The 21,328-nt window shown below is 61.8% G+C and carries 27 protein-coding genes; 9 read left to right on the plus strand and 18 right to left on the minus strand.

What is annotated here, in order from left to right:
• Positions 1-109: 109 nt before the first annotated feature.
• From AC0L26_RS07720 to AC0L26_RS07730, 3 genes are all read right to left on the minus strand, one after another.
• Positions 110-529 carry an SDR family oxidoreductase gene (locus AC0L26_RS07720; protein WP_473632151.1) on the minus strand — a complete coding sequence of 140 codons (420 nt, stop codon included), beginning with the start codon at positions 527-529 and terminating at the stop codon, positions 110-112.
• 203 nt (positions 530-732) lie between these two features.
• Positions 733-870 (minus strand): hypothetical protein, encoded by a 138-nt coding sequence (locus AC0L26_RS07725; RefSeq protein WP_473632005.1) that lies wholly within the window; start codon positions 868-870, stop codon positions 733-735.
• A gap of 357 nt (positions 871-1,227) precedes the next feature.
• A complete protein-coding gene (locus AC0L26_RS07730) occupies positions 1,228-2,481 on the minus strand; it encodes a tyrosine-type recombinase/integrase (protein ID WP_473632006.1) in 1,254 nt (417 codons plus the stop codon).
• On the opposite strand from AC0L26_RS07730, the gene dusA reads away from it, so the two are divergent.
• Positions 2,404-3,402, plus strand: a complete 999-nt coding sequence (gene dusA, locus AC0L26_RS07735; RefSeq protein WP_473632007.1) for a tRNA dihydrouridine(20/20a) synthase DusA — start codon at positions 2,404-2,406, stop codon at positions 3,400-3,402. The two genes, AC0L26_RS07730 and dusA, sit on opposite strands and share 78 nt — an antisense overlap.
• Before the next feature lie 4 nt (positions 3,403-3,406).
• On the opposite strand, the gene AC0L26_RS07740 is transcribed toward dusA, so the two are convergent.
• Positions 3,407-4,111, minus strand: coding sequence for a TIGR02281 family clan AA aspartic protease (locus tag AC0L26_RS07740; protein ID WP_473632008.1), 705 nt, complete (start codon positions 4,109-4,111; stop codon positions 3,407-3,409).
• Between the two features lie 7 nt (positions 4,112-4,118).
• Positions 4,119-4,352, minus strand: coding sequence for a DUF1289 domain-containing protein (locus AC0L26_RS07745; RefSeq protein WP_473632009.1), 234 nt, complete (start codon positions 4,350-4,352; stop codon positions 4,119-4,121).
• Between the two features lie 182 nt (positions 4,353-4,534).
• Here AC0L26_RS07745 and AC0L26_RS07750 point away from each other — a divergent pair, with 182 nt between their 5' ends.
• Positions 4,535-5,530 carry a nicotinate-nucleotide--dimethylbenzimidazole phosphoribosyltransferase gene (locus AC0L26_RS07750; RefSeq protein ID WP_473632152.1) on the plus strand — a complete coding sequence of 332 codons (996 nt, stop codon included), beginning with the start codon at positions 4,535-4,537 and terminating at the stop codon, positions 5,528-5,530.
• A 4-nt stretch (positions 5,531-5,534) separates the two neighbouring features.
• On the opposite strand, the gene AC0L26_RS07755 is transcribed toward AC0L26_RS07750, so the two are convergent.
• Positions 5,535-7,055 carry a sensor histidine kinase gene (locus AC0L26_RS07755; RefSeq protein WP_473632010.1) on the minus strand — a complete coding sequence of 507 codons (1,521 nt, stop codon included), beginning with the start codon at positions 7,053-7,055 and terminating at the stop codon, positions 5,535-5,537.
• A gap of 75 nt (positions 7,056-7,130) precedes the next feature.
• On the opposite strand from AC0L26_RS07755, the gene AC0L26_RS07760 reads away from it, so the two are divergent.
• The 4 genes from AC0L26_RS07760 to AC0L26_RS07775 all read left to right on the plus strand — a co-directional run bounded on the left by AC0L26_RS07760 (position 7,131) and on the right by AC0L26_RS07775 (position 9,651).
• A complete protein-coding gene (locus AC0L26_RS07760; protein WP_473632011.1) occupies positions 7,131-7,754 on the plus strand; it encodes a thermonuclease family protein in 624 nt (207 codons plus the stop codon).
• A 40-nt stretch (positions 7,755-7,794) separates the two neighbouring features.
• Entirely contained in the window at positions 7,795-8,406 is a 612-nt protein-coding gene (locus AC0L26_RS07765; RefSeq protein ID WP_473632013.1) for a glutathione S-transferase, read from the plus strand.
• 16 nt (positions 8,407-8,422) lie between these two features.
• The gene (locus AC0L26_RS07770; RefSeq protein WP_473632014.1) at positions 8,423-9,040 is read left to right on the plus strand and encodes a uracil-DNA glycosylase family protein; all 618 of its coding nucleotides are present in this window, start codon (positions 8,423-8,425) and stop codon (positions 9,038-9,040) included.
• Between the two features lie 119 nt (positions 9,041-9,159).
• The gene (locus tag AC0L26_RS07775) at positions 9,160-9,651 is read left to right on the plus strand and encodes an Lrp/AsnC family transcriptional regulator (protein ID WP_023675006.1); all 492 of its coding nucleotides are present in this window, start codon (positions 9,160-9,162) and stop codon (positions 9,649-9,651) included.
• A gap of 11 nt (positions 9,652-9,662) precedes the next feature.
• Here the strand turns inward: AC0L26_RS07775 and AC0L26_RS07780 are convergent, their stop codons facing one another.
• The 10 genes from AC0L26_RS07780 to moaA form a co-directional block, all read right to left on the minus strand.
• The gene (locus AC0L26_RS07780; protein ID WP_473632153.1) at positions 9,663-10,232 is read right to left on the minus strand and encodes a DUF3299 domain-containing protein; all 570 of its coding nucleotides are present in this window, start codon (positions 10,230-10,232) and stop codon (positions 9,663-9,665) included.
• Between the two features lie 87 nt (positions 10,233-10,319).
• Positions 10,320-11,021: a DNA alkylation repair protein gene (locus AC0L26_RS07785; RefSeq protein ID WP_473632015.1), complete on the minus strand. Its 702-nt coding sequence runs from the start codon at positions 11,019-11,021 to the stop codon at positions 10,320-10,322.
• 8 nt (positions 11,022-11,029) lie between these two features.
• A complete protein-coding gene (locus AC0L26_RS07790; protein ID WP_473632016.1) occupies positions 11,030-11,899 on the minus strand; it encodes an NAD(P)-dependent oxidoreductase in 870 nt (289 codons plus the stop codon).
• A 63-nt stretch (positions 11,900-11,962) separates the two neighbouring features.
• On the minus strand, positions 11,963-12,778 hold the full coding sequence (locus AC0L26_RS07795) for an ABC transporter permease (RefSeq protein ID WP_473632017.1): 816 nt from the start codon (positions 12,776-12,778) through the stop codon (positions 11,963-11,965).
• Positions 12,775-13,488: an ABC transporter permease gene (locus AC0L26_RS07800; protein ID WP_473632018.1), complete on the minus strand. Its 714-nt coding sequence runs from the start codon at positions 13,486-13,488 to the stop codon at positions 12,775-12,777. Before AC0L26_RS07800 ends, AC0L26_RS07795 begins: the two co-directional genes overlap by 4 nt.
• A gap of 106 nt (positions 13,489-13,594) precedes the next feature.
• Positions 13,595-14,377, minus strand: a complete 783-nt coding sequence (locus tag AC0L26_RS07805; RefSeq protein WP_473632019.1) for an ABC transporter substrate-binding protein — start codon at positions 14,375-14,377, stop codon at positions 13,595-13,597.
• 212 nt (positions 14,378-14,589) lie between these two features.
• Positions 14,590-15,099, minus strand: a complete 510-nt coding sequence (mobB, locus tag AC0L26_RS07810; protein WP_352930152.1) for a molybdopterin-guanine dinucleotide biosynthesis protein B — start codon at positions 15,097-15,099, stop codon at positions 14,590-14,592.
• Positions 15,096-15,728, minus strand: coding sequence for a molybdenum cofactor guanylyltransferase MobA (gene mobA / locus AC0L26_RS07815; RefSeq protein WP_473632021.1), 633 nt, complete (start codon positions 15,726-15,728; stop codon positions 15,096-15,098). The genes mobB and mobA overlap by 4 nt, the downstream gene beginning before the upstream one ends.
• Before the next feature lie 42 nt (positions 15,729-15,770).
• Entirely contained in the window at positions 15,771-16,691 is a 921-nt protein-coding gene (locus AC0L26_RS07820) for a DMT family transporter (protein ID WP_473632022.1), read from the minus strand.
• 160 nt (positions 16,692-16,851) lie between these two features.
• Positions 16,852-17,847 carry a GTP 3',8-cyclase MoaA gene (gene moaA / locus AC0L26_RS07825; protein WP_473632023.1) on the minus strand — a complete coding sequence of 332 codons (996 nt, stop codon included), beginning with the start codon at positions 17,845-17,847 and terminating at the stop codon, positions 16,852-16,854.
• 199 nt (positions 17,848-18,046) lie between these two features.
• Here moaA and AC0L26_RS07830 point away from each other — a divergent pair, with 199 nt between their 5' ends.
• Positions 18,047-18,400 carry a gamma-butyrobetaine hydroxylase family protein gene (locus tag AC0L26_RS07830; RefSeq protein ID WP_473632024.1) on the plus strand — a complete coding sequence of 118 codons (354 nt, stop codon included), beginning with the start codon at positions 18,047-18,049 and terminating at the stop codon, positions 18,398-18,400.
• 70 nt (positions 18,401-18,470) lie between these two features.
• Positions 18,471-19,082 (plus strand): pyridoxamine 5'-phosphate oxidase family protein, encoded by a 612-nt coding sequence (locus AC0L26_RS07835; RefSeq protein ID WP_473632025.1) that lies wholly within the window; start codon positions 18,471-18,473, stop codon positions 19,080-19,082.
• Between the two features lie 79 nt (positions 19,083-19,161).
• Here the strand turns inward: AC0L26_RS07835 and AC0L26_RS07840 are convergent, their stop codons facing one another.
• Positions 19,162-19,614 carry a MarR family winged helix-turn-helix transcriptional regulator gene (locus AC0L26_RS07840; protein WP_091590958.1) on the minus strand — a complete coding sequence of 151 codons (453 nt, stop codon included), beginning with the start codon at positions 19,612-19,614 and terminating at the stop codon, positions 19,162-19,164.
• A 47-nt stretch (positions 19,615-19,661) separates the two neighbouring features.
• On the opposite strand from AC0L26_RS07840, the gene AC0L26_RS07845 reads away from it, so the two are divergent.
• A complete protein-coding gene (locus tag AC0L26_RS07845; protein ID WP_473632026.1) occupies positions 19,662-20,573 on the plus strand; it encodes an alpha/beta hydrolase in 912 nt (303 codons plus the stop codon).
• 63 nt (positions 20,574-20,636) lie between these two features.
• Here AC0L26_RS07845 and AC0L26_RS07850 read toward each other — a convergent pair whose 3' ends face one another.
• Positions 20,637-21,251: a TetR/AcrR family transcriptional regulator gene (locus AC0L26_RS07850; protein ID WP_473632027.1), complete on the minus strand. Its 615-nt coding sequence runs from the start codon at positions 21,249-21,251 to the stop codon at positions 20,637-20,639.
• Positions 21,252-21,328: the final 77 nt, after the last annotated feature.

The following is a 21,328-nucleotide window of genomic DNA, read 5'->3' on the forward strand; positions in this document are numbered from 1 at the left end:
AGGAATGTCCGTTCTTCTACAACCGGCTGAAAAACCGGCTGAATTCGAAAATCAAGCCGGCACCGCTTCGCTGCAGACGTCAAAAGTGAACGACCGGTCGTTTTGGGATTCAGCCCTTGCGCTCCTGAAGGCTGTTGCCGCCGTCGACCACTAGCAGGGCGCCGTTGACGTAGCTGGCGCCTTCCGATGCCAGGAACACCACCGCTGCGGCAACCTCGTCCGGTCGCCCGGCCCGCGCCGGTGGCGTGTGCAGGGCAGCTTGCCGCTCCATTGCGCTCGACGAGCCCGTTTCGATCCAGCCGGGGGCCACGGCATCGGCCGTGATGCCGCTTTTTGCCACTTCAAGCGCCAGCGTGCGCGTCAGGCCGACCATGCCGGCCTTGGCGGCGGAATAGGCGGCGGTGCCTTCGAAGGACACCAGCGGCCCGGTAACCGACGCCACATTGACGATGCGCCCATAGCCTGCCTCTACCATCGCCGGCAGAAACGCGCGGGTGACCAGGAACGCGGTCTTCAGGCTGACGTCGATCCCTTGGTCCCCAGTCGGCCTCGGTCATGGCAAGAAACGCCTTGTCGACCGAGGGCGATGCCAGCGAGCCCATGCCGGCATCGTTAACCAGGATGTCGACAGCGCCGACATCAGTCCCCAGCCGCGCGACTTCGGCTGCGATGGTGAGATCGGCGACCGCGGATTTGGCATTGATACCTTCGGCGCAAAGCTCGGCGGCGCGATCAAGTACACGCGCGCCTGGCACCGTTCAGGAAAACGGCATGACCGGCAAGACCGAGCGGCCGCGCAATGGCAAAGCCGATGCCGTCGGCAGCACCCGCCCCGGTGATCAGCGCACGCTTGGTGGTAGAAGAAGGCATGGTCAAATCAGACTCCGCTGGTTCCGCCGTCGCAGTGTTACCACACACATTGGGCGACGGTGCTGCGAAAATTTGCTCTGCAACATTCCGCGCCGCTTTGCGTTCTCGAAGCCGAACCGAACGAGGCGGAATTGCGGTGACAGTGCACTTAACTCGCCATCGCAATACATCGAGAGTGTCAGGCGCGCGGCCGGCCGGATGCTCGACGGCTTGCATCGGAAGAACGGGGAGTTTCGCCGCCATTGGCGTGTTCCGAATGGCGCGCGCCCCAAGAGATTCGAACTCCTGACCCTAGAGTCGTGGTCTGGTTCGAACTTTCGGCTACTGTTGCAATCCGAACGTGGAAGCGTCATCGCGTTAGGCAGCACGGTTCGCCAGCACTGCGTGGAGCGCCTCGGGCTTAAGGTGCGTATACCGTTTCAGCATTTTCCAGTCCTTGTGCCCAGTCACCAGCGCAACCTGTTCAATCGTGAATCCGGCCTCGAAAAGGCGGCTCGTGCCTTCGTGCCGCAAATCATGAAAATGAAGGTCGTGGATGCCCAGATTAATGCATCCTCGACGGAAGGCGGTGCCGACTGATCGGTGATTGTACGGGAAGATTCGATCATCGTCATTGCTTCGCTTGGCCAGTTGGTCCTCGACAATGGCCCATGCGTCGTATCCGGTTGCCGCGAATAGCGGAATGCGCTGATTGTTCCCGTTTTTGTTTCGCGGGTCTTTCCGGTCACGGATCAGAAGCATCCGCGTGCCGGCGTCCATGTCGGACCACCGCGCCTTGCAGATTTCCTCCTGGCGCATCGCGGTGGCGACTGCGAAACGTATTATCTGGCCCACCGGCGCTGTTTGACGAGGGTTTGCATCGAAGTGGGCGATGAGCCTGTCGAGTTCATCCTGGGTCGGCCTCCTGTCGCGCTGATGACCTTTCCCGACGAGGCCAAGCCTCTTTAAGGCGATACGCGCGAGATCAACCGGTTCGACCTTGACGGGCAGGCCGTGCACCGCAGCGGCATGAGCCAGAATGAGTTTTACAAAGCCGATGTCGATGCCGAGAGTCATCGGTCCGGCACCTTGGGCGGCCCGGTCGCGACCAAAACGAATGAGCCGTTCGCGATCAAGGGCTGCGATGTTGCACTTACCCAGATGTCTTTGGAGCATATCGAGGGCCGCGGCCTTGGAGCGGCGAGGGGACTTGCCTACATCGCACATGTCGTCGATATGAAGGTCGATGAGTTCGCCGAAAGTTTTCAGGCGCGCTATACGGGACTTAGTCGGCGTCTCACCGCGATCGACTTGGCGCTCGGTTTCGGCTGCCCAGCGCCGTGCGTCGTCTCGGCGCAGGAAGGTCTCGCTGACGTAGCGACCTTTGCGACGGACTTGGACACGCCAGGAGCCGGACGAGAGTTTTGTGTAGGTGGCCATTTTTTCGTGTGCGCTCCGTGTGCACTGAGAGATCGAAACGTGGCGAAAAGGGTCGTATTCTGGCGTAAATTCCTGTGCCTCGGCAGGTAATAACGATTTGATGTTAAAGAAAAAATGCTGAAAAATCAAGATCATAGAGTGGCCGTGGCGCCCATGATGGATTGGACTGACCGGCATTGCCGGTTCCTCCATCGCCAATTGACCCGTCGGGCGTTGCTCTACACCGAGATGGTGGTGGCTGACGCGGTCATCCAGGGCGCGCGCGAGCGTTTGCTCGGCTTCGACGATACCGAACATCCGGTCGCGTTGCAGCTCGGCGGCTCTGACCCGCAGAAACTTGCCGAAGCGGCGCGCATCGGCGAGGCCTTCGGCTATGACGAGATCAATCTCAATGTCGGCTGCCCGTCCGATCGCGTCCAGTCGGGTACGTTCGGGGCTTGCCTGATGAAAACCCCGGTCCTTGTCGCCGATTGCGTCACGGCGATGAAGGCTTCCGTCAGTATCCCCGTCACCGTCAAATGTCGGATCGGCGTCGACGAGCAGGATCCTGAGCCGGCGCTCGACGCGCTGGCGGACGGCGTTTTCGCGGCTGGCGCCGACGCGCTGTGGGTGCATGCCCGCAAGGCGTGGCTGGAAGGGTTGAGTCCGAAAGAAAACCGCGACATCCCGCCGCTTGACTATGACCGCGTCTATCGGCTGAAGGCCAGAAATCCAAACAAATTCATTGGTATCAACGGCGGCATTCAATCCCTTAATGAGGCGCTTGACCACATTGATCACGTCGACGGCGCCATGCTCGGCCGGGCCGCCTATCACACGCCAGGCATTCTGGCGGGTGTCGACGCCGCGTTTTACGGCGACAAACCCGACGCGCTCGATTTTGCCGCGCTGATCGATGCCATGGCGGATTACGCGGCGCGCCATATCGAGCGGGGCGGGCGGCTTGGCCACGTCACCCGTCATATGGTCGGGCTGTTCCACGGACTGCCGGGCGCGCGCCGCTACCGGCAGATCCTTTCCACCGACGCGACAAGGCCCGGCGCCGGGCCGGATGTGCTGATGGCGGCTTTCGCCGCAATCGATTTCAGCAGGACGGACGCCGAAGCAGCCTAACTGTTCAATCGCGCAAGATCATGCGGTCGCCGCGCACGTCGAAACCGGACAGCGAGCTGATGAAATTCATGCCGAGCAGGCTCTGGCCGAGCATGCCGGGCGCAGCAATCATGACCGGCATGTCCTTGCGCACGATCCCGCCGATCGCCAATTCGTCGGTTCTCACAGCGGCAGCGCGCGCCATGCCGTTGGCGGTAGAAACCGGTATGTTGAAATTGAGAATGGCTGGATTGAACCCTGCCGCTTGCGCATCTTGCGCCGTCAGCACCGTGCTGGTCGCGCCGGTATCGACCACGGCCCGGACCGGCGTGCCGTTGATCATGATGCGCGCTTCGAAATGGCCATTGCCGGCCTTGTCCAGGGTCACCGTGGCGTGGCCGTCTTCCAGGCCCAATGCCAGCGGACTGCCGGGAACGAGGCCGGCGGTTACCCGGCTGGCGACATCCTGCAATTCATAACGGTACTGATAGCCGGCGATCAATGCGAGTACGATGACGGCCCAGGTGCCGAGATTGCGGGCCATCATGCCCAAGGGCCTGCCGGATCTGAGCAGGCCGGCCCCGATGAGCGCGACCAATGCGCCAAGCCAGATCAACCGGCTGAAATCGTAATTCTCCACGCCGAATGTGCTGCCGGCGGAATCGTTGAGCATGAGCAGGGCCACGCCTGCCCCGATCACAATCATCAAAACCCAGAAAAGCCGGTTCATATGGGGCTCACGAGAGGGCGTCGCGTTCGCGCGCGAGGCGGGTGCGGCGCGTTTCCCGACGCGGTCTGCGTTCAACCATCTCCAGCCGGGCCGGCAGCTCGGCCATGACGCTGCGGCGGATTTCAGAGGTCATCTCAATCCAGGCGCCGATTTCCTCGCGCGTGCGGCCGCAACCGAAGCAGAAGCCGGTTTTCATATCGATCGAACAGACCAGGACGCATGGGGATTCGATGGCCGTCATAATGTTCTCTCAGGATTCCCAAGGAATCCCTTGTCTCGCCTCCACATGGTGTAACGGCAAAGCCAATGCAAGCCCTCCGGAATGCGCCGCTGGCAACCGCTTTTGCGTCAATGCAAGCAGTTGTGCCGGCCGAGCAAGGCGGCTATGCCGCTTACCAACCCCAGGGAATGATCACCAACGACATGACCAGCGCGCTGCCCTTCGACGATTTTCGCAATCTTCTGGCGAGCCTGCCGTCGGCCGACACGGCGGCCGAAGCCCGCGTCCATGCGCTGTTTGCCAAAGCCGACAAACCCAAAGGTTCGCTTGGCCGCATCGAGGACGTCGCCGCGTGGCTCGCTGCCTGGAGTGGCCGGGCGCCACCGGCGGTGAACCGGCCCCTGGTGGCGATCTTCGCCGGCAATCATGGTGTCGCCCGGCATGGCATTTCGCCGCGGCCTGTTGCTGCCACGGCGAACGCGGTCGAGCTTTGCGCGGCGGGCGGCGCGGCGGTCAACCAGATCTGCATCGCCAACGATCTCGGGCTGAAAGTGTTCGATCTTGCGCTGGATATTCCGACGGCCGACATCACCGAGGACGCAGCGCTTGACGAGCGCGGCTGCGCCGCCACCATGGCCTTCGGCATGGAGGCGATCGCCGGCGGCACCGATCTGCTTTGCCTTGGCGACCTCGGTGTTGGCAATTCCACTGTAGCAGCGACTTTGTTTGCGGCATTGTTTGGCGGCAAGGGCGCCGATTGGGTCGGATCCGGATCAGGCGCCGATGCGGCGATGCAGGCGCGGAAGGCAGAAGTGGTGGATGCCGCGCTAGCCTTCCACGGAACAAGTCTCAGGGACCCGCTTGAGGCACTGCGCCGGATTGGCGGCCGTGAATTCGCAGCGATCGCCGGCGCCATCCTCGCCGCCCGTGTGCAGAATATCCCAGTGCTGCTCGATGGATTGGTGGCCACAGCCGCCGCCGCGACGCTGCATGCAGCCAATCCCGCTGCACTCGACCATTGCCTTCTTGCCAGTTTGTCGCCGGAGCCTGCGCACGACCGGGCCGTCGAGCGTCTCGGCTTGCGCCCGCTGCTTGACCTCGGCGTGAGCCACGGCGAGGGGGCAGGGGCGGCGCTTGCCGCCGGCCTTGTCAAGGCGGCCGCGCTCACCAGCTCGGGCATGGCGGCGGCGGTTCGTTAGGCGACTAGCGCCGGCGCGCGGCAACCGTCTTTGTCGGCAGGGCCGGCAATTCCTCCATCACCCGGCTCAACGGGAAGATGGCGATCGCCTCGGTGCCTTCGCGCAGTTTGGAGCGAAGTTCGAACTCGCCGCCATGCATGGCGAGCAGGCCCTGGACGATCGGCAGGCCGAGGCCGGTGCCTTGTTCTGCGCTCTTAATGGCGATCGAGCCCTGGCCGAAGGCGGACAGCACGATCGGAATCTCGTCTTCCGGTATGCCAGGCCCATTGTCTTTGATGGAGAGATATTGTCCGCCGCCCGCCGTCCAGCCGACGCGCACGCGGATTTCGCCGCCGGTCCCGGTGAACTTGATGGCGTTTGACAAAAGGTTGAGCGCGATCTGCCGAACCGCGCGTTCGTCGGCGAACAGGCGCGGCAAGGCGTTTTCGAAATCCTGGACGATACGGATGTCCTTATTGCGCGCTTTCAGCTCCATCATATGACAGCAATCCTCGACCACCGAGAGCAGCATCATCGGCTCCTCGTTCAGCTGGTAGCGCCCCGCTTCGATGCGCGAGAGGTCGAGGATTTCGTTGATCAGATCGAGCAGATGCTGGCCAGAGTCGTGGACGTCACGAGCATAGTCGCGATAGGTCGGGTTGCTCATCGGTCCAAGCACCTCGTTCGCCATCACTTCGGAGAAACCGAGAATGGCGTTGAGCGGTGTCCGCAGCTCGTGACTCATCGAGGCCAAGAAGCGCGACTTTGCCAGATTGGCGTCTTCCGCCCGTCGCCGCGCTTCGTCCGACATCGATTTCGCCGTGTCCAACTCAGCGATAAGCGCGTCCTTTTCAGAGCGGAACGAGAGCAACATCAAGGACGAGCGATTGAGCTGGCGCGCCACATAGGCGAAGAAGGGCAGCGACACGATCAGCAACCCGGCCATGACAAGCTCGGCCGGAATCCAATGCCTCGCGCCGGCATAGGCATAGACCGCGACCGGAACGGCAAAGGTCGACAGCAGCGCCCCGCGTAGCGATGACGCTGTGATCGCGGTCGCCGCCATGGCAAGCAGCAGCACCACCGCCTTGAGCAGTTGGAACTCATAGACCTGGCAAGCGTCGCAACGGAGCCATGCGAACCAGGCCCAGCCCAGGCCGCAAAGGAAATGACCGATCAGGAAATCACTGTGCGTTTGCAGCGGGTTGAGTTCGGCAGCTTCCGTCCGGTCGACGCGCCTCGCCATGAACACGACGATGGTGTAGCAGATGAGTGTGAAGAGCGCCCAGACGCCGATTTCGTTACTCACTCCAGCAAACAGACCCATTGCGGCGGTCGCCAGGACGAGAAGCGGAATGACGGTCGCGCTGCCTATCATCGCACGGGCGTGGAGTTTCAAAAGCTCGCGGTCGAAATCAAGACTTCCGGCCTGCTGCGAAAGACGGTCGCGCGTCTTGCGCACCGCGCGCGCCACATCGCTGTTGCGATGGGGTTTCCTGCGGTCCACAATAAACTTGTCCGCTGTGGTCGAGCGTTGCAAGGGCATGGAGACTTCAATTTATACGGGCAGCGGGTTCAAATTGTTAAGCTACGTTCGAATGATTAACCAACGGTTTGCCATATGAACCGTTCGTGGTCGTGGCGACCGCGACAGCGATACATGCCGCCGCGGCCGCGAAGCCTGTGGCGCCGGCTGGTGGACTACGCGCTGACCCTCATCGTCCTCGGTCTGCTGATCCTGCTGGCCGCACGTCTTGACCGGATCGAAACGCGTAAGACGGAGGGCGCCGCCGTCGTCAATGACGGCGACACGATCACACTCGGCACTGAGCGCATTCGCATGCGTGGCATCGATGCGCCCGAATATTCGCAAATCTGCCGCAAGGACGGTGCCGACTATGCCTGCGGCAAGCTGGCGCGGCAGTCGCTGGTGCGTCTGATATCAGGCAAACCCGTCTCCTGCACCGGCTGGCAGCGCGATCGCTACGGCCGGCTGCTCGGCGACTGCAAAGCCGGCGGCAAGGATCTCAACCGCGCCCAGGTCGAGGCTGGTTGGGCGGTGGCCTATGGCGATTTCGAAACCGAGCAAGCCGCTGCCCGCTCCGGCAAAGCCGGCATCTGGGCCGGCACTTTCGACGAGCCGCACGATTGGCGCGAGAGCCACGATCACAACGTGGTCGAAAGAAAGCACGGCACTTTGGCTTCGATCGGCGACGCCTTACGAGAAATTTTTCGCTTGTGGTGAGCAGCAACCTATAATTTGTCGGATCAAACAGGAGGATGGAATGAAACTCTTCGATGGCGGCCGCGCTCCCAATCCACGACGGGTACGCGTCTTCCTTGCCGAAAAGGGCATTCAGGTTCCGCTGGTGCCTGTCGATATGGGCGCGCTGGAGCACAGGCAGCAGACAGTCAGTTCGCGCAACCCGCTGCAGCGTCTGCCGGTGCTCGAGCTCGACGACGGCACCGTCATCACCGAATCCGTCGCCATCTGCCGCTATTTCGAGGAGCTGCATCCGGAGCCGGCTCTGTTCGGACGCGGCGCGCTCGGCAAGGCATTGGTGGAGATGTGGCAAAGGCGCATGGAGTTCAACCTGCTCAGCTGCGTCGCCGCCGCGTTCCGGCACATCCATCCGGCAATGAAGGAATGGGAGGTTCCGCAAATTCCCGAATGGGGCGAGGCCAACAAGCCGAAAGCCATCGAATTCCTGAAACTCCTCGACGACGAGTTGGCGAACCAGGAATTCGTCGCCGGTGACGCCTATTCGATCGCCGACATCACAGGTCTGATCGCCATCGACTTCATGAAGCCGGCGCGTATCAAGGTGCCGGAGGATTGCGCCAACGTATTGCGCTGGCATCAGGCGATCTCCAGCCGGCCGAGCGCCGCGGCTTGAGAAGAAGTCCCCGAGAATGAGCGAAGAGCTGGAAAACTTCGCCGCGACGGTACGCTCCTGCCGTATTTGCGTCGAAAACCCAGTCGGCCGGCCGTTGCCGCACGAGCCGCGCCCGGTGCTGAGACCCTCGTCGAGCGCCCGCATCCTGATTGCCAGCCAGGCACCGGGCACCAAGGTGCATGTGTCGGGCATGCCGTTCACCGACGCCTCCGGCGATCGGCTGCGAAGCTGGCTGGGCGTCAGCAGCGAAGAATTCTACGACACGACAAAATTCGCCATCGTGCCGATGGGCTTTTGCTTTCCCGGTCAGGATGCCAAGGGTGGCGATCTGCCGCCGCGCCGCGAATGTGCGCCGGCCTGGCGTGCGCCGCTGATGGCGCTGATGCCGCAGGTCGACCTGGTGCTGACGATCGGCCTCTATGCGCAATCCTGGCACATGGGCGCCGCGCGCCGGGCCTCACTGACGGAGACGGTGATGGATTGGCGTACCATCTGGGATGCGCCCACAAACCCGAAAGTGCTGCCGCTGCCGCATCCGTCGTGGCGCAACACCGGATGGCTGAAGCGCAATCCGTGGTTTGAAATGGATTTGCTGCCGTTTCTGAGATCGGAAATCCGATATCGCCTCGGTTGAAGCGTGAGCAAGAAACCACTCGCTTTCGCGTCATCGGGCAGAATTTCTTTCTTGTGAATGGCCTAAATAAGAGGGATTATAGCCAATCTATTCCTATTCTATCCCCGTGGGAGCACCCAATGGACCGGCTTGACAGAAAAATCCTCCGCCTCTTGCAGGAGGACGCGACGCTCGCGGTCGCCGACGTCGCCAAGAAAGTTGGCCTGTCGACGACGCCGTGCTGGCGGCGCATCCAGAAGCTCGAGGAGGAAGGCGTCATCAAGCGGCGCGTCGCCATCCTCGATCATGAAAAGGTCAATGTGCGCGTCACCGTATTCGTGTCGATCCGCACCAATTCGCACAGCCATGAATGGCTGCGGCGCTTTTCGGAGGTCATCCAGGAATTTCCTGAGGTGGTCGAGTTTTACCGCATGAGCGGCGACGTCGACTACCTCTTGCGCGTGGTGGTGCCCGACATCGCTGCTTATGATGCTTTCTACAAGCGGCTGATCGCCAAGATCGAGATCCGCGACGTTTCGTCGTCCTTTGCCATGGAGCAGATCAAATACACGACTGAGATGCCGCTGGACTACATGATGCTGGACAAGGAATCGGGCGCGAACGCTGCCTGAGGTGTTCTTACTTAGTTATTCTTTTTGTTGAGGAAACGCCACGGTGAGTTTGCCGGCTGCGTGATCGTGTCCGGCACCACATCGACGTTCACCACCTCCGCTTTGCGCACCGCGTAGCCCGACTGTATGACACTGGCTCCGTCGAGGATGAAGAGCTGGCTTTTCTCCATGCCCGGCTTAAGGGCGCCGGTCACGGAAACCGCCTGGTAGGCCTGCGACATCCGGTAGGGGCGGGCGGGTGTGACGAGCACGATCTGATTGGGCGGCGGCGTTGGCATGTGACTGCACGCACCCGTCCACGGCACCAGCAGGAACTGGTAGACGAGATCGCCCTCGCGATCGACCGGTAGCGCGTATCCTGCCAGTTGGATGGTCTTGTCCTGCAGATTGAGAGACAGCGTCTCGCCATGATCAGGCATTCTTGCCGCTATCATCGGCAATCCGAGACTTTCGGCGGCGGGCTGGGTCGCCGGGCGCAGATCCTTCCAGAAGATGCGCGCGGTTTCGGCGGAAGCGCTCGCTGCGTCGAAACAAAGCAACAACGCCGCGGCGGCCGCAGGCAATCCCAACCACTTCGTCATCCGCTCACCTTTTCGCCCAATAAAACCGTCGCCCGCCATGGCGTCAACGTTCGAGCCGCATTACAAATCGGCGCGGATTTCGCCCGGTCAGCCTTTCCTGGCGAGCCGCTCGAGCGTTTTGGCATCCGAAAGTTCCCTTGCGGCATCCTTGCCGATCCAGCGTGCCGTCTTGTCGGTTGAGGCAGCCAGCTTTTGTGCCAGGGCAAGGGCAGGGCCGTGCAGACCCATCGATCGCTTGCCGATCGAACGAAGCGCCCAGTTCACCGCCTTCTTCACAAAATTGCGACCGTCGGTGGCATGCGCTTCGATGATCGACAGGAAGTCGATGAAGGTCGCCTCTGGTTCCTTCTTCCGGTGGACCACCGACCAGGCCATCATGGCAAAGGCCGTGCGTCGAACGAATTCCCGTTCGTCGGCCGCGAACTCCACTATCAGTTCCTTCCAGCAATCCGTATCGACAAAGAGATCGGAGACGCCGTCGACGATATCCCATGAGTCGAAAGTCGCCGCCCATCGTCTTGCGTCTGCAGCAGAAAACCGCTCCGGGTCGGCCGTGACGGAAGCGATGAACTGCGCCTCCATGATGCCGGTCTGCCATAGCTCGAAGGCGCGCTCATGATTGCGCTTGATCTTCTTGGCAATCTGCCGCTGCACACCATGCGGGATGCCGAGCGCACGTTCGATCTTGATGCCATATCGCAGCATGCCTCGGCGATTTTCGTCCGAGCCGATCGAGCGCAAATGGACGACAATCTCTTCGGCGCTGGATTGAGGCGAAAGTTCGGGCACGACGAACCCTATTTTTCCAATCGCGCCAGCAAAGAGGACGTATCCCAGCGCCTGCCGCCCATCCCCTGCACATCCTTGTAGAATTGATCGACAAGCGCCGTCACCGGCAGCTTGGCGCCGTTGCGATCGGCCTCCGCCAGGCAGATGCCGAGGTCCTTGCGCATCCAGTCGACGGCGAAGCCGAAGTCGTATTTGCCGGCATTCATCGTCTTGTGGCGGTTCTCCATCTGCCACGAGCCGGCGGCGCCCTTGGAGATCACCTCGATGACCTTTTCGATGTCGAGTCCGGCCTTCTTGCCGAAATGAATGCCTTCGGCCAGGCCTTGGACAAGACCGGCGATGCAGATCTGGTTGATCATCTTGGTGAGCTGGCCCGAGCCGGCCGGCCCCATCAGCCCGACCATGCGGGCATAGGCATCGATGACCGACTTTGCTTTGTCAAAGGCCTTTTGTTCGCCGCCGACCATGACGGTCAGAACGCCGTTTTCGGCGCCGGCCTGACCGCCGGAGACCGGTGCGTCGAGGAACGAAAAACCGCCCATTTGCGCCTTCTCCGCCAGCTCGCGCGCGACTTCAGCCGACGCCGTGGTGTTGTCGATGAAGATCGCTCCGTTCTTCATCGTCTGGAACGCACCGCCGGCTCCAATCGTCACCGAACGCAGATCATCATCGTTACCGACGCAGGAAAAGACGAAATCCTTGCCATCGGCCGCCTCGGCCGGCGTCGTAGCAAGGCCGCCGCCGTGCTGACCAACCCATTGTTCGGCCTTTGCCTTGGTGCGGTTGTAGACGGTGACATCGTGGCCGCCCTTGTTCCTGAGATGTCCGGCCATTGGATAGCCCATGACGCCAAGACCGAGAAATGCCACCGATGCCATGTTTTCGAATCCCTTCGAGCCTGTTTTCCGGCCTTCTTAGCGGATCAGGCAAAGCTATGGGAGTCAGCGGTGCAGATGGATCGTGATGCGCCGTTCGATCCATTCGACCCCGTGGCGCAATATCTCGACAATGACCAGATAGATGATCGCCGCCCAGACATACGACTGGAAGTCGAAAGTGCGCGAATAGGTGAGCCGCGTGACGCCCATCAGATCGTAAACTGTTATGATGGCGACGATCGCCGAGCCCTTGATCATCAGGATGATCTCGTTGCCATAGGGTCGCAGCGCCACGATCAGTGCTTGCGGCAGGATGATCTTCCACATCGTCTGCAATTTGTGCAGGCCGAGCGAGGCGGCGCCCTCCCACTGGCCCCTGGGCACGCTCTGGATCGCGCCGCGCAGGATTTCTGCCTGATAGGCGGCGGTGTTGAGCGAGAACGCAAAGATTGCGCAGTTGAACGCCTCGCGGAAAAAACCCCAGAGGCCGACCATCTCAAGTTGCGGCCGGAAGGAGCCTACGCCGTAATAGATAAGGAAGGTCTGCGCCAGCAGCGGCGTGCCGCGGAAGAAATAGACATAGGCATAGGCAAGAGCCGAAAGAAATCGGTTCTTCGACATGCGGGCGTAAGCGATCGGCACCGACAGGATCGCACCGAGTACGATCGAGATGGCGACCAGCAAAAGCGTCACACCAAGGCCCGTCACGTAGGACGGCGCGTATTTCTGGAAAAGCTCGCCGTTCCAGGCGAAGACGAGATAGGCGGCGACCCCAGCGAGAAAAGCGATCCACAGACAGACCAGCGCATAGCCGAGAATACGTTGCCGGGGCCAGCCGCGTGGCAGAGCCGGCGGTCGGTCGGTGGCGACTACGCTCATCGCTGCACCTGCTGGCGGCTGACCGCACGTTCGATCGCGTTGATGCCGAAGGATGATATGATGGCGAGGAGCAGATAGATAAGAGCGGCGACACCGAAAAACAGGAAGGCGTGCTTCGTGACGCGGGCGGCGACGCCCGCTTGCCGCAAGATATCGGTTAGCCCGATGGCGGAGACCAGGGCAGTGTCCTTGAGCAGGATGAGCCACAGGTTGGCAAGACCTGGCAGCGCGATACGGATAAGCTGCGGCAGCACCACAAGCCGCATCGTCTGCCAGCCCGACAGGCCAACCGAGTAGCCTCCCTCATACTGTCCCTTCGGAATGGCCCGGAACGCGGAGAGGAAGACCTCGCTGGCGTAGGATGAGAAGACGACGCCGAGCGCGATCATGCCGGAAACAAAAGCGTTCACTTCGACCGAGGCAGTCGGGTCAAACAGGCGCATCACTTGCTGGATGCCGATTTGCGCGCCGTAAAAGATGATGAACAGGGTCAGCAGCTCGGGCAACCCACGAAAGATCGTGGTGTAGATATTGCCGGCCAGCCGCAGAGAAGGCTCACTTGATTGCTTGGCCAGTGCGACCAGAAAGCCGATCACCAAGCCGACAGGCAAGGTCGCGGCTGCAAGCGAAACGGTGATGAAAACGCCATAGGCTATGTCGTCGAGCCAGCCTTCAGGGCCCCAACTGAGCAGCGTCCAAACGCTTTGCATCCGCCTGCCTGTTCTCCTTCATGGGCTCTTTGAGAGCAGCGCCGCGTCGCCGCTCCTTGCGCGAACAGCGGGAATGCCCCGCCGTTCGCTGTCGGATCCAGAAGGATCAGGATTCGCCGCCGTAGACGTCGAACTTGAAGTATTTGTCGTTGATTTCCTTGTACTTTCCGTTGGCGCGGATGGCGTCGATCGCCGCATTGAACTGGTTGGTCAGCTCGGTCTCGCCCTTGCGCACCGCGATGCCGGCGCCCGGGCCATGGATCTTGATGTCGGGCGTGATCGCACCGATCACCTTGCAGCAGGCACCGTCCGGCGTGGCAAGCCAGCCTTCGAGAACAGTGATATCGTCGTTGACCGCATCAACGCGGCCATTGGCGAGATCGAGCTGGTATTCCTGCGCGGTCGGGTAAGGCTTGATCGTGCTGTCGGTATAGGTTGCGGTCGAATAGTTGAAATGCGTGGTCGAACCCTGCACGCCAATGGTTTTGCCGGCGAGATCTTCCTTGGTTACGCCTTTGATGTCGCTGTCCTTGGGCACGACGATCGCCGGCGGTGTGTTGTAGTATTTGTGGGTGAAGTCGACCTTCTCGGCACGCTCCGGCGTGATCGACATCGATGCGACGATGGCGTCGAACTTGCCGGCCTGGAGCGCCGGGATGATGCCGTCCCAATCCTGCGCGACGAAAGTGCACTTCACCTTCATCTCGTCGCAAAGCGCCTTGGCGATATCGATGTCGAAGCCTACGAGCTGGCCATCGGCAGTCAGGTTGTTGAATGGGGGGTAGGCGCCTTCCGTGCCGATCCTCAGGGTTTTCTCCTGGGCCTGGGCAACGCCAAGCGTCAGCAGCGCAGCCGATGCGGCGAGCGCTATACGCAATGCAATTCGCATGATGGTCCTCTCTTTATGATCCCGGCCGTCGTTCCAAACGGCTCTGTGGGCGGTGCTTTTGACCGCCCGCTGGCTCGATACTCCCACTCTTTCTCAAGAAAAAGCAACTGCAAAACTGCCGCCCACGGGTTTTGCGTTCCCGGATAACGATGACGCTGGGGCAGGGATGCTAAAGAGGAAATAGGACGTCCGAATGCGGCTTCGGCAGTGACTCAGCGCCTCAAACCTGTCGTGCGCTCAATGAAGTCGGCTATCGATGTCGTGTCGTCGAGATCGAACACAGGCAGGCTCTCGCCCGCTATGGCGAAGTCGGCGGCGATGGCGATGATATGCGGATCATTTGCCGAAAGCGGTGCCTTGTCCTTGGCCTCCAGCCGCCGCGTTTCGATCTTGCTGTGCGCCTCACGCTTGTAGCCTTCGACCAGCACGATGTCGGAGGTGCCGAGCCGCGACAGGATCGCGTCCAGCGTCGGCTCGTCCTCGCCGCGCAATTCGTGCATCAAGGCCCAGCGCCTGTCCGACACGATGGCGACTTCCGTGGCCCCGGCCTGCCTATGGCGAAAGCTGTCCGCTCCCGGTCTGTCGATGTCGAAATCATGATGAGCATGTTTCACCGTCGACACCCTCCAGCCGCGCTGGACGAGTTCGGCGACCAGCTTTTCGGTCAGTGTCGTCTTGCCGGAATTCTTCCAGCCGGTGATACCGAAGACGCGTCTCATCATGGCGTCATGCTCTGCAACAGACGTTCGGCTTGGGCAAGATCGTCAGGCGTATTGATGTTGAAGAAAGCGTCGTGCTCGTGGTCCCCCGACGTCAGGATCGGGAATTCCACATTGATATGGTCACGCCCGTCGATGAAAGCGGTAACCCGCCTGATGTCCTCGTCGACCAGGCAGCGCCGCAAGGCATCGCGGACCTTCAGCGGCCAGAGCGCGAATGTCGGATGCCGTTTGCCGCCAGAACAGGCGACAGCGATCGCGTCGGGACGTTCTTCGACCGCCGCCGCCAACCGCTCAACCAGGTCCGTCGGCAAAAACGGCGTGTCGCCCGCAGCCGTGACAACTGCCTTGCAAGCCGTGCTGGAAGCAGCCCATTCGAGGCCGGTCAGGATCCCGGCAAGCGGCCCGGCAAAACCCTTCACGATGTCGGCAAGCACTGGAAACCCAACCCCGGCAAACCGTACCGGGTCGCCATTGGCGCTGAGCACCAGCGGACCGACCTGCGGAGCAAAGCGGGCAACGACATGGTCCAGCAGCCTGCCGTCACCCAGCGCAAGCAGGCCCTTGTCGCCGCCACCCATTCGCCGCGACTGGCCACCGGCCAGAATGACGCCGGCAATCTCTCTGGTCATCGTCTGTCGTCCATGCGGTCCCGCTCGTCGTGAACGGCCAGCCTATATGCCGTCCGGCGCCATATCAGGTCCAGCGCTTTCGGCGGCGGTCTTTCGCCGGCCGACGACCCGCTCGCGGTAAAGTGCATAGAGGCCGGAGCCGACGATGACGGTAGCGCCGAGTGTCATCGGCAGGTCGGGGACGTCGCCGAAGATGACCAGGCCAAGCAGGATCGACCAGAGCAGGGCTGTGTAACGGAACGGCGCGATGAAGGAAATGTCGCCCACCCGCATTGCCATGATGATGAACTGGTAGCCGATAACAACAAGCACAGCCGCCAGTGCCAGCAATGCCGTGCTTTCTCCGGCCATCGGCGTCCACCCGCCCATTGGCGAAAGCAGTGCCGCGCCGAGCAACGTCATGGCAAGCGCTGTAGCAGTCGACACCAGCAATGTCGGAATGACCTGCGGTATCCGAGTGGTGGCGAGGTCGCGCACCGCGCAACAGGCGACGCAAGCCAGCGCCAGCAGCGAATAGATGCTGAACCCCTCGAAGCCGGGACGCACAATGATCAGCACGCCGGCAAAACCGATGGCGATGGCCAGCCAGCGCCGCCAGCCGACGCCTTCATTGAACACAAGTGCCGCGCCCATCGTCACCGCCAGCGGCAGCGCCTGCAGCACGGCCGAGACGTTGGCAATCGGCAGATGCGCCAAAGCAACCAGGAACGACACCGTAGCACCGGCTTCGCTGGCGACGCGCACCGCAACCATCGGCTGCAGCATCGAGGCGGGCAGGGCAAGCGCGCCGCGTTGCCAGGCGAGCAGGCTTATCAGGAGCGAAGCGAACGCACCTCGGACCAGCATGACCTGCGCCATGTTCATGGATTCCGACAGGACTTTGGTGATCGCGTCGTTGAGGGTGAAGCCACTCATGGCCACCATCATGAACAACGCGCCGCGCAGGTTTGGCGAAAGAGGCAAGGCGATTACCGGTTGTGGTTTTGCATCAAGCGTCTAGCAGCCGGTCGCAAGACAGAAATGTCAAAAGGGCTAGGCCACGGCCTTTATCTGCGGCCCGCGATCGTCTACAGGCCGTGCAAAGCAGGGCCTGACGGCAATCCTTCCATCAATCGGCGAAATATCAGCCGCCGGTGACGCTCATGTGCCGCGACACCGACGGACGGTTGGTACGGCGGTCGATGATGAAATCATGACCCTTGGGTTTACGGCCAATGGCTTCATCGATGGCGTCGGCGACCAGTTCGTTGCCTTCGGATGCACGCAACGGCGCGCGCAGGTCGGCGGCATCCTCCTGGCCGAGGCACATATAGAGCGTGCCGGTGCAGGTCAGCCGGACGCGGTTGCAGCTTTCGCAAAAATTATGCGTCATCGGCGTGATGAAACCGAGCCTGCCACCGGTCTCGGCGACTTGGACGTAGCGGGCGGGGCCACCGGTCTTGTAGGGAATGTCGTTCAGCGTGAATTGCCGCTCCAGTGCTGCGCGCAGCAGCGACAGCGGCAGGTACTGGTCAGTGCGGTCGGCATCGATCTCACCCATCGGCATGGTTTCGATGACCGTCAACTCCATGCCGCGGCCGTGCGCCCAGCGCAGCATTTCCGGCAGCTCGGCGTCATTGAAATCCTTCAGCGCCACCGCATTGAGCTTTACCTTCAGCCCCGCCGCTTGCGCCGCGTCGATGCCGTCCATGACCTTGTCGAGATTGCCCCAGCGGGTGATCTGGCGGAATTTTTCCGGGTCCAGCGTGTCCAGCGAAACGTTGATCCGCTTGACCCCGCAATCGGCGAGCTCAGCGGCAAAGCGCGAAAGCTGCGAGCCATTGGTGGTCAGCGTCAATTCTTCCAGCGCGCCGCTTTCGAGATGCCGCGCAATCTGGCGCACCAGATGCATGATGTTCTTGCGCACCAGCGGCTCGCCGCCGGTCAGACGCAGTTTCCTCACACCCTTTTCTATGAAGACCGTGCACAGCCGGTCGAGCTCTTCCAGCGACAGCAAATCCTTCTTGGGAAGAAACGCCATGTCCTCGGCCATGCAATAGGTGCAGCGGAAATCGCAGCGGTCGGTGACCGACACCCTGAGATAGCTGATCGTGCGACCAAAAGGATCGATCATGTCCATGCTGGTGCGTTTCCCGTGGCTGCGAACGGCATCGTTATATATGGCTATGTGATACGATCCAACCTGCCATTCAAGATAAGAGATCTCGATCTTTGGTAACATCGCGCCGCCGACAGATTATGTCGGAAGTCTCGAAGCGGCCTTTTCCCGCTGCGCGAAGCGGCGTAGGGAAAGGACAGATAATGCGGAATCTATCACCATGACGGCGCCGAAGGAACTCAGGGTCTCGAAGGACCGCAAGCTGCTTACCATGACATTCCCAGGCCATCAGCCGTTCGAACTGCCGGCGGAGTTTCTGCGTGTCGTCTCGCCATCGGCCGAAGTGCAAGGCCATTCGCCCGAACAGCGCGTGACCGTTCCCGGCAAGCGCAACGTTGCGATCCTGAAGATCGAACCGGTCGGCAACTATGCCGTCCGCATCACCTTCGACGATTTCCACGATACCGGCATCTTCACCTGGAATTACCTGCATACGCTCGGTCATGAGAAGGACGCACGCTGGGCCGCCTATCTCGCCGAGCTGGAGGAGAAGGGGCTAAGCCGCGATCGTTAGCTTCCGCCGTGCCCTATCGTCAAAACGTCACCGACATAGAGTAGCGCCGGCAAAGCTCCGGAGAAGAAAAATGTCCGTCATCACCACGGTCGAACAGCTCGAAGCGCTCTATGGCCTGCCCGGCGAGACATCGCTGGTCAAGGAACTCGACCACGTCATCCCTGAATATGCCGCCTTTATCGAAGCCTCGCCCTTTGTCGCGCTCGCGACCAGCGGGCCGGGAGGGCTGGATTGCTCGCCGCGCGGGGATCTCGCCGGCTTCGTTCGCATTCCCGATCCGAAAACTCTGATGATGCCGGACCGACGCGGCAACAACCGCGCCGATTCGCTGAAGAACATCATTCGCGATCCGCGCGTCGGGCTGTTGTTCCTGGTGCCAGGCTCCGGCACGACGCTGCGCGTCAACGGCCGCGCCCATATCACCACCGACGCCGCGCTCTGCGCCTCGTTCAGCGTCGACGGCAAGCCGGCGCGCTCGGTCACGATCATCGACGTCGATTCGGTCTATTTCCAGTGCGCCCGCGCCATCGTCCGGTCGGAACTCTGGAACCCGGCAAGGCATGTCGATCCGAAGTCGTTGCCGACACCCGGAAAGATCCTGGAAATTACCAGCCGGAAAGGCATCGACGGCGAGGCCTACGACAAGGAATGGCCGGAGCGCGCGAAAAAGTCGATGTGGTGAGCGGATCGCTCCGCGAGCTCCAAACCGATTTCCACCCTCGGGTCAGGCCCAAGGGCAGGTTTTGGGTCCGATGCTCCGGTCACGCTTCTTTGAGAACGTCGGCAATCTTACGCATCTGTTCGCCGATCATGTCGCATTGCTCCGGCGTCGACTGGCTCATCGCTTTCTCGATCAGAGCCATATGGACCTTCAGCGCCTGCATTAGCAGTTCCGTGCCGGCTTCGGTCAAGGTCAGCCGCAGCACCCGCTTGTCCTTCTGATCACCTTCGCGGCGCAGCAGACCGCGTGTCTCGAGTTGCGGCAAAAGCATGGTGATGTTGGAACGGCCGACCAGCAGCCGGCGGGCGAGATCGTGCTGCGACATGCCGGGATGCCGGTAAAGGTTCATCAGGACATCGAGTTGCGCCGGCTTCAGGTCGAGCGGCGCTAGCTTCACCGCCAGCGTGCGTTCCAGCACATGGCAGGCGCGCGCCACCGCGACCCAGTTGCGAAAACGCGGGTTGTCCCAGGGTAGCTCTTGTTTAATGTTCATGTTTGAACTATTATGTTCATGCTTGAACGAATGGATGGATCGCCACTATGGCATCATTTGGATTGAAGGTCATCCGGGGCGTGTTTGCCGCCGCCGAGCACGTAGCTCCGCGGCTTACCGGGCGCGCGGCCTTCGAACTGTTCTGCCGCACGCCGAACGCCAAGGTTCTCAGCGACGGCGAGCGGCGCGCCGTCGACCGCGCCGCCGGCTTCATGGCCGAGGCGCGCCATCATTGGCTCAGGACCGGCACCGGCTGCGTCATGGTGCATGAATTCCGGCCCGAGCCGGGCAGGCGGGCTGCCGGCACGGTGCTCGTCATCCATGGTTGGCGGTCGCGCACCGAATACATGCGCACGCTGATCGAGGGCTATCGTGACGCCGGTTACAAGGTTGTCTCGCTCGACCTGCCAGGCCACGGCCAATCGCGGGGCCGTCGGCTTACATTGGTCAGCGCTGTCGAAGCCGCACGGCTGACCGGCGAATGGTTCGGCCCATTCGTGGCGGTCGTGGGCCATTCCTTCGGCGGCGCCGTCGCCGCCAATGCCGTCGTCGGTTCGGTCAAGAACATTCCGCCGCTGGCGGCCGAGCGGCTGGTGCTGATCGCGGCGCCGAGCTCCCTGCCGGCGATTTTCAACGATTTCAGCCGCATGCTCAGTGTCGGCCCACGCTCGCGGGCCGCCATGGCCGACCGGGTCGAACGCATCGCCGGCCGGCCGCTGCACGAATTCGTCGGCGACCGCCAGCTTGCCCACACGCCAGTGCCAACGCTGGTCATCCATGCGCCGGACGACCGCGAAGTGTCCCCCGACCACGCAAGGCTCTATGCGGGCGCCGGAGACCATGTCAGCCTTTACTGGGCCGACGGACTCGGCCATCGCCGCATTCTCGCCGACAAGGGCGTGGTCGAGCGTGCGATCGGGTTCGTGGCCGAACACCGGGCACCGTCGCTGCTGCATTGATCAGGAATATCTCGTTTCTCCGTACCGGATCGGGAATTCGGCCCTCATCACGGGCGACATTTGTCACGCCGCGTCCGTGCCGGCCATCACCTTCCACGCCGCCATAGCTCCGGCCACCGTCGCCAGAAGGGCGGCGCGCGATGCGCCGTCTCGCGCCTGGATAGACATGCCGTGCTGCACGGTCGCGTAGAAAGTCGCGGCAGTGCTGCTGTCGAAATTTTTGAGCAATTCGCCTTCCGCCACGCCACGTTTCAGCCGTCTGAGCAAGGCGGCGCGGTTTTCGGCGCGGCGGCGGCGCAGGTCATCGCAGATGGCGCCGCGGCTTGAGTCCTGGTGCAGCGCGCCGAGCGCGATCAGGCAGCCTTGTGGACGATCGGTTTGCGAATAGGCCTTGGCCGTTTGGCGCAGGAAACGCTCGACCGCCTGGCGCGCCGTGGGTGCTTTTTCCAATGCGGACCAGATATCGGTGCCTTCGACCTGCGTGTAGAGCTCGACCGCTTCGAGAAAGAGCGCTTCCTTGCTGCCGAAGGCGGCGTAGAGGCTGGGCGAGTTGATGCCCATCGCCGCGGTCAGGTCGCTGATCGACGCGCCCTCGTAGCCCTTGGCCCAAAACACCTCCATTGCACGCAGCAAGGCGGCGGCTCGATCGAAGGTGCGGGGGCGGCCCCGTTCTGGCATGACATCCTTTCTGTATTGATTGATACATAAATCTATTGACGCGTCCGGGCAAGACTGGCAGACATTTATGTATCGAT

The sequence above is a fragment of the Mesorhizobium sp. WSM4823 genome (genome assembly GCF_055811195.1).

Coding starts and splice junctions, on each gene's coding strand:
- AC0L26_RS07725 (WP_473632005.1), bottom strand. CDS start 870: ATGCCTTCTTCTACCACCAAGCGTGCGCTGATCACCGGGGCGGGTGCT.
- dusA (WP_473632007.1), top strand. CDS start 2,404: ATGCTGAAAAATCAAGATCATAGAGTGGCCGTGGCGCCCATGATGGAT.
- AC0L26_RS07730 (WP_473632006.1), bottom strand. CDS start 2,481: ATGGAGGAACCGGCAATGCCGGTCAGTCCAATCCATCATGGGCGCCAC.
- AC0L26_RS07740 (WP_473632008.1), bottom strand. CDS start 4,111: ATGAACCGGCTTTTCTGGGTTTTGATGATTGTGATCGGGGCAGGCGTG.
- AC0L26_RS07745 (WP_473632009.1), bottom strand. CDS start 4,352: ATGACGGCCATCGAATCCCCATGCGTCCTGGTCTGTTCGATCGATATG.
- AC0L26_RS07750 (WP_473632152.1), top strand. CDS start 4,535: ATGACCAGCGCGCTGCCCTTCGACGATTTTCGCAATCTTCTGGCGAGC.
- AC0L26_RS07755 (WP_473632010.1), bottom strand. CDS start 7,055: ATGCCCTTGCAACGCTCGACCACAGCGGACAAGTTTATTGTGGACCGC.
- AC0L26_RS07760 (WP_473632011.1), top strand. CDS start 7,131: ATGAACCGTTCGTGGTCGTGGCGACCGCGACAGCGATACATGCCGCCG.
- AC0L26_RS07765 (WP_473632013.1), top strand. CDS start 7,795: ATGAAACTCTTCGATGGCGGCCGCGCTCCCAATCCACGACGGGTACGC.
- AC0L26_RS07770 (WP_473632014.1), top strand. CDS start 8,423: ATGAGCGAAGAGCTGGAAAACTTCGCCGCGACGGTACGCTCCTGCCGT.
- AC0L26_RS07775 (WP_023675006.1), top strand. CDS start 9,160: ATGGACCGGCTTGACAGAAAAATCCTCCGCCTCTTGCAGGAGGACGCG.
- AC0L26_RS07780 (WP_473632153.1), bottom strand. CDS start 10,232: ATGACGAAGTGGTTGGGATTGCCTGCGGCCGCCGCGGCGTTGTTGCTT.
- AC0L26_RS07790 (WP_473632016.1), bottom strand. CDS start 11,899: ATGGCATCGGTGGCATTTCTCGGTCTTGGCGTCATGGGCTATCCAATG.
- AC0L26_RS07795 (WP_473632017.1), bottom strand. CDS start 12,778: ATGAGCGTAGTCGCCACCGACCGACCGCCGGCTCTGCCACGCGGCTGG.
- AC0L26_RS07800 (WP_473632018.1), bottom strand. CDS start 13,488: ATGCAAAGCGTTTGGACGCTGCTCAGTTGGGGCCCTGAAGGCTGGCTC.
- AC0L26_RS07805 (WP_473632019.1), bottom strand. CDS start 14,377: ATGCGAATTGCATTGCGTATAGCGCTCGCCGCATCGGCTGCGCTGCTG.
- mobB (WP_352930152.1), bottom strand. CDS start 15,099: ATGATGAGACGCGTCTTCGGTATCACCGGCTGGAAGAATTCCGGCAAG.
- mobA (WP_473632021.1), bottom strand. CDS start 15,728: ATGACCAGAGAGATTGCCGGCGTCATTCTGGCCGGTGGCCAGTCGCGG.
- moaA (WP_473632023.1), bottom strand. CDS start 17,847: ATGGACATGATCGATCCTTTTGGTCGCACGATCAGCTATCTCAGGGTG.
- AC0L26_RS07830 (WP_473632024.1), top strand. CDS start 18,047: ATGACGGCGCCGAAGGAACTCAGGGTCTCGAAGGACCGCAAGCTGCTT.
- AC0L26_RS07835 (WP_473632025.1), top strand. CDS start 18,471: ATGTCCGTCATCACCACGGTCGAACAGCTCGAAGCGCTCTATGGCCTG.
- AC0L26_RS07840 (WP_091590958.1), bottom strand. CDS start 19,614: ATGAACATTAAACAAGAGCTACCCTGGGACAACCCGCGTTTTCGCAAC.
- AC0L26_RS07845 (WP_473632026.1), top strand. CDS start 19,662: ATGGCATCATTTGGATTGAAGGTCATCCGGGGCGTGTTTGCCGCCGCC.
- AC0L26_RS07850 (WP_473632027.1), bottom strand. CDS start 21,251: ATGCCAGAACGGGGCCGCCCCCGCACCTTCGATCGAGCCGCCGCCTTG.